The organism is Formosimonas limnophila, assembly GCF_014652675.1.
In the GTDB taxonomy this organism is placed as follows: domain Bacteria; phylum Pseudomonadota; class Gammaproteobacteria; order Burkholderiales; family Burkholderiaceae; genus Hydromonas; species Hydromonas limnophila.
The window spans coordinates 1-5,380 of record NZ_BMZG01000018.1 but is presented as its reverse complement, the minus strand read 5'-3'; the positions used below and the strand labels follow the sequence as shown (position 1 = coordinate 5,380).

At 44.2% G+C, this 5,380-nt stretch carries 8 protein-coding genes and 1 pseudogene; 1 reads left to right on the top strand and 8 read right to left on the bottom strand.

Annotated features, from left to right (window positions below; translation table 11 throughout):
- A partial coding sequence (locus tag IE082_RS11310; RefSeq protein WP_229809834.1) for a hypothetical protein occupies positions 1 to 342 on the top strand: 342 nt, incomplete at its 5' end.
- Here IE082_RS11310 and IE082_RS10835 read toward each other — a convergent pair.
- The 8 genes and pseudogenes from IE082_RS10835 to IE082_RS10805 form a co-directional block, all read right to left on the bottom strand.
- Positions 288 to 710 carry a hypothetical protein gene (locus IE082_RS10835; protein WP_189493928.1) on the bottom strand — a complete coding sequence of 141 codons (423 nt, stop codon included), beginning with the start codon at positions 708 to 710 and terminating at the stop codon, positions 288 to 290. The genes IE082_RS11310 and IE082_RS10835 overlap by 55 nt on opposite strands.
- An 8-nt stretch (positions 711 to 718) precedes the next feature.
- Positions 719 to 1,450, bottom strand: coding sequence for a hypothetical protein (locus tag IE082_RS10830; RefSeq protein WP_229809833.1), 732 nt, complete (start codon positions 1,448 to 1,450; stop codon positions 719 to 721).
- A gap of 3 nt (positions 1,451 to 1,453) precedes the next feature.
- Positions 1,454 to 1,612, bottom strand: a pseudogene (locus IE082_RS11510) (VENN motif pre-toxin domain-containing protein); the annotation flags it as partial.
- Positions 1,613 to 1,936: 324 nt separating this feature from the next.
- The gene (locus IE082_RS10825; protein WP_189493927.1) at positions 1,937 to 2,257 is read right to left on the bottom strand and encodes a hypothetical protein; all 321 of its coding nucleotides are present in this window, start codon (positions 2,255 to 2,257) and stop codon (positions 1,937 to 1,939) included.
- Positions 2,258 to 2,265: 8 nt separating this feature from the next.
- Complete coding sequence (locus tag IE082_RS11530; protein ID WP_444542698.1) at positions 2,266 to 3,138, bottom strand: VENN motif pre-toxin domain-containing protein; 873 nt, start codon at positions 3,136 to 3,138, stop codon at positions 2,266 to 2,268.
- Between the two features lie 781 nt (positions 3,139 to 3,919).
- A complete protein-coding gene (locus IE082_RS10815; RefSeq protein WP_444542697.1) occupies positions 3,920 to 4,171 on the bottom strand; it encodes a hemagglutinin repeat-containing protein in 252 nt (83 codons plus the stop codon).
- Between the two features lie 95 nt (positions 4,172 to 4,266).
- Entirely contained in the window at positions 4,267 to 4,605 is a 339-nt protein-coding gene (locus IE082_RS10810) for a hypothetical protein (RefSeq protein ID WP_189493924.1), read from the bottom strand.
- Positions 4,602 to 5,380: VENN motif pre-toxin domain-containing protein (locus IE082_RS10805; RefSeq protein ID WP_189493923.1), on the bottom strand; the 779-nt coding region annotated here is incomplete at its 5' end. The genes IE082_RS10805 and IE082_RS10810, both read right to left, overlap by 4 nt.

Below are 5,380 nucleotides of genomic sequence, written 5' to 3'. Positions count from 1 at the left end.
TGTCTTTGGGCATCCCGCGAGTCGGGTTCTGATGCACTGGCTTCAATGTACGCTCCTTTGATTTTTAGAGCGCACAATATCTCACGTCATTTGGACTCTTTCAAGATGGCTGCCCCTGACGCTTACGCCATAGGCTCGATTGGCGTTGGCGAAGGTCTGCTTTTCTTTAAATGCAAAAAGCCCCTGTGGGACAAAACCCACAGAGGCTTTTTGAAATATCAAAGTCAGCAAATGATTCACGAAACCCTTTCAAAACATACGATGCAATGCGCTTCGCTTATTGCACCCTACCGCTCTTCATCATTATATAAAAAATCATATAACGTCGTAATAGAGCCATGATTGTCATCAATAAATGTCTTTTTAATATCACAACCCAGTAAAAATAGAAAAATTTTTACAAAAGGAAACCCTGTACCATTTCTATACCTAAAAGAATAAAATTTATAATTTTGATCATCGATTTTCATCATATCAATATCTTTTTGATCTAAATCAGAATACTCAATTTTCAAGATAGAAATGTTCTCTTCGTTATTAATTCCAAATGCCTCAATATATCCATCAGAATATTTGTAATCACCACGAATTAAAAAATTATCATCTGATTCCCAATAATCAAAATGGTAACCGATTGAGCGTAATCCAAGTTCTAGTTTCTCTTTCTTAATTTTAAAACTTCGATCAACTGATAATACAAAACTTTCCATAACAGCTCCTAAAATATTTGCTTGATATATTTAATTAAATCTTCCATATTACGAAATACCTTATAACCATTGGAAATTAATTGTCTTTGTGCGGCACCGCCAATGTCTGGGGCATAAACAATTATCTTATCTTTTCCTCCCATAATCTCCGCTTGTTTAGCAACCTGGCTGTTAATACCCGTGCCTCCACCACTTTTAACTTCAATCATTACCCCATTTGTAAGCATGACATCGGCATCGGAAGTTCTTCCTGCCCCTGAGATTCTTACCCCTACACCACTAACAGCTCCCGGAATTTCATTATTCAACCTATTTGCAGTGTTATTTACCATAGGATCTTTCGAGCCAAAAGGTTCATTTCGGCCAAAATATTTCGTGTCCCACACCTCTTTCCCAGCTTTATAGGCAGATATCAAAGCTCTAATAGCACTTGGTCCGCCCAAGGCCAATGTGCCACCAAAAATTGCCAGCGCTCTTTGATCACCTTGAGTCAGCCAATTCGAGATGGCAGTTTGACACTGTGTATTGCTCAGCCCCCCACATTTTTCATTAATAAAGCGTTCAATACCTGCCTGATTTAACTCTGCTTGTCTTAAATCACTCATGTTCTTTTCTGCACTGGTAAATACGCCTGGGAATTCTTTCTGAAGTTTCTCCATTGCTGCGACATCACCAGCATATAAAGCTTCTTTATATCTGTCTGATGGTGACTTAAAGCCGAGGTGCATTTCATTATTCACCACCGCATTATACCCCGCCGCCCCAGCTGTGACGGCATCTTCAAAGCTCCCACCTGTAATTCCACCGACGAGGGTTGCGGCGAGTGTTGAGATGGCTCGGATGTCTTCTTTATCTGCGGTGGTGAGCTGGTCGGATGTTTTGCCGTCGTATCTGGTGTTGATGATGATTTGAGCGAGGGCTTCACCCGTGACAGCACCTGCTCAATCAAACAAGCGTTGTCCGAACCAACGGCGCATAAGCACGCGCAAAACACCAAAATGGACTCAAAACCAACTTGTAAAAGAACAATTTAATCAGCCAATTATGGCTCGCCCAGCCTTGGCTGAGCCAATTTAAACCTAAAAATCTTCAAAAATCACGACATTTGAAGACTAAGAACGTAAAGACACGGTACGGACACGACAGTTAAAAGGGGGGCCGTCTATTCGAGGGCAGATCAGTTTAGTGTTTTCAAGCACATAGCTTGCAAATCAATTACTGTCTTATTAGGATGAAACAACATCAATTCTTGTAAAAATGCTATCCAATCGGCCTTCTTCCTTGATGATATCAGACAGAGCAGAAATCAAAGTTTCAGATGTTATTTCTTTGAGAATTATCATATCATTGGTTAAAAAATACAACCCATTCGCAGACTCGCCACTAGCACTATGATTCTCTAAAATTCGACTAATAGCTTTTAAAGTAATGGCCGTGCCAAAAAATTTATTGCCACCATACGTTAAATGAAAATCTATATCCCCATCTTTTTCTTCATCTAAGTTGTGCCAAATTTCAATAACAAAATTTGTTCCGAATAATTGCATTTTATTCCTTAAAAAAATAGTTTTTTGATTCTATCAATGACACCTGGTTGATTTGCTTTGCCAGAATAACCAAAAATTTGGAAAACACCATCTTTAAAAGCACCATAAATTCGACCTCCATCAACATGCCTAAACTCTGTAATACCATCAAAAACTTTAGTTCCTATGCCTGGGTTCATATTTCCTTTAGCTATTTGTTCAAGCATTTTATTGATACCAGCACTTTCTTTTTGCGATAGAGATTTTGCTTGTTTTAATAAGTAGCTATCTGTTTTAACCAAGCTCAAAAATCTTACTTGTAGAACCTTAGTTATACCACCAAAACCAGCACAAAACATAGGGCTTCCGCTCCCCCCAAAAGGTATGCAACCTTGATTAATTGCTTCCCTTTCTTCCTCTGTAAAATCTTTGAGGTCGTTGTTTAAAACCTTATCAAGGGTAGTAAGTCCATTATTCACCACCGCATTATACCCCGCCGCCCCCGCAGTAACGGCATCTTCAAAGCTCCCACCTGTAATTCCACCGACAAGTGTTGCTGCGAGTGTTGAGATGGCTCGGATGTCTTCTTTCTCTGCGGTGGTGAGTTGGTCGGATGTTTTGCCATCGTATTTCTCTTTGATGATGATTTGAGCGAGGGCTTCACCCGTGACAGCACCTGCTGCGCCTGAGGCAGCGTCGTTGCCTGATAGGTAGGCGACGGCGGCTCCGACGGCAGCGTGGGTGAGGAGACGCGCGGCGTTGTTCGCTTCGGTGTCGGGTTGGCGGTCGAAGTAGTCACCGACTTGGCTGGCGAGCAGTGGCGCGGCGGCGTTGGCGATGCCTTGTTGCAGATTGCCGCCTGCGGCACTGGCGAGTAGGCCTGTGATGGCTTGGGAGGCCATGTTGTATTTGCCACCCGGTGCGAAGTCTTTTTGGCCGTCGATGTAGGCTTGGTTGGCTTGGAAGTACGCGCCGAACGTGCCTTGTGTGGCGTGGTATTCAAACACCGCTTGCTTTTGGCTTTCGGTGGGGTTTTCACCTAAGGCAGCGATGGCGGAGAGATAGGCGGGACTTTCTTTGGCTTGAGTTTCCAAATAGCCGAGAATGGCCTCGGTGTCCCCTTTGGTGCTGCCGGTGGTGATTTGTGTGTACAGTTCTGGGTGGTTCTTTTCGATGTCTCCCATGGCTGCTTGTTCTGCTGCGGCAAGGGCTTTGTCCCGCGCCTCAGCTGCGGGGCGTTGGATTTCGGTCGAGATGATGTTGAACGTGAGTGCACCGATGTCAGACACCACACTGCTCATGGCGAAGTTGTCCTGTACTTCTTGTAGGTCAAATATCGGGTTGAGCGCATTGGTGGCATTGGCTGGGTCGCGAGACAAGCCGACTGGCTCAACGGTTTGGCCTCCGACCGTGATGGTGGCAGGACTGACTGCTGAGACGGTGGTGCTGGCTGCTGAATCATTTTGATTGAGCGCTGCGGGGATTTGGCTGGCGGCCAGATTGATGGCGACATTGGTCAGGTTACCAGCGCCGATGGTCGCCCCGCTGCTGTTCGCACTGAATTCGGCTTGGTTCTCGATGTTGGTGTAGCCCAAGCTGCCTGTGGTGAGCCGGTTGAATTCGGCGGGTGCCGTACTCGAAATCACCGCGCCATTGAGCTGCGTGTGGCCTTTAACATTGACGTCAAACCCANGTGTCCTGCAAGCTGGTGATGGTGAAGTTGCGCCCAACATCGGCCTCAACGGTCTCACCACGCGCCTGCGCACCGATGAGGTTCATGTCCCGTCCCGCATTGAGCGTGAGTTTGTCTGTGGCGGTGACTTGGGTTTCGGTGTAGCTGGTGCTGCTGCCGTTGGCGTTGCCATAGGCTTGATTGGCGTTGGCGAAGGTCTGCTTTTCTTTAAATGCAAAAAGCCCCTGTGGGACAAAACCCACAGAGGCTTTTTGAAATATCAAAGTCAGCAAATGATTCACGAAACCCTTTCAAAACATACGATGCAATGCGCTTTGCTTATTGCACCCTACCGCACTCAAAACCAAGCTGTAAAATTTTTAAATGGATTGATGCCAATAACGTGCAAAATTATTCCAATAGGAACAATCACACCAGAGAACGTAAAATCAACAAAAAACAGCCAAAACCTATTTTCCCTTTCATTAGGCGGTGCACTCAAATTGATAAGGGATGAAGAATAATATAAATCTCTTCTAAAATATTTAATGATACTATGTATGCTAAAAATACAACAAAGCAACATTGCTAATACAACTGCACTAATTAATTTTGCATTAAACAAAACAATAACTGTTTCAGTTACCACAAAAACAATTAAAAGAATTTTAAGATTGCTATCGCTGATTAATTTCATTTTCCAAATCCTTGATCATATAATTTACCAGCTATATATTTAATACCCTCTTGAGCACTATCTCTTTGATTGGTAGGAAGAGTATTCAACATAGGCACTCTCCTTACCATAGCCTCTGATATCATTGAAATAGCGAACTCTTTTGTAGCAGAACGAAAATCATGTTTTGCAACCACATCAACGACAATCTCCCCTATAGTTAAGCCACCAGAAATCATTCTCAAAGGCGGATAAATAACTGCGCCTTGGTCAATGACTTCCTTGACTGCCTCATAGCGAATGGGGTTTGTTCTTTGTAGCCAAGTGAGTTGCATCCTGTTAGAAAGCTGATAGTTCATTGTGGCTTCGTCTAAGGCCTTAATCTCTCTGGATAATGACGAACAAAGATACGATTCTGCATTTGTCGAACAATTGTTTTCTTTAAATTGACGTTCCGCCGTAGATTGCAACATGGCGCAAGCACTATCAGAAAGCTGCCCACTTTCACATTTCATTCGATTACCAACGAGTTTTTGAATGAATCCCGGAATATCAAGCTCGGAAAGTTTATTATTCACCACCGCATTATACCCCGCCGCTCCCGCAGTAACGGCATCTTCAAAGCTGCCACCTGAAATCCCACCGACGAGGGTTGCTGCGAGTGTTGAAATGGCTCGGATGTCTTCTTTCTCTGCGGTGGTGAGCTGGTCGGATGTTTTGCCGTCGTATTTCTCTTTGATGATGATTTGAGCGAGGGCTTCGCCTGTGACAGCACCTGCTGCGCCTGAGGCGGCGT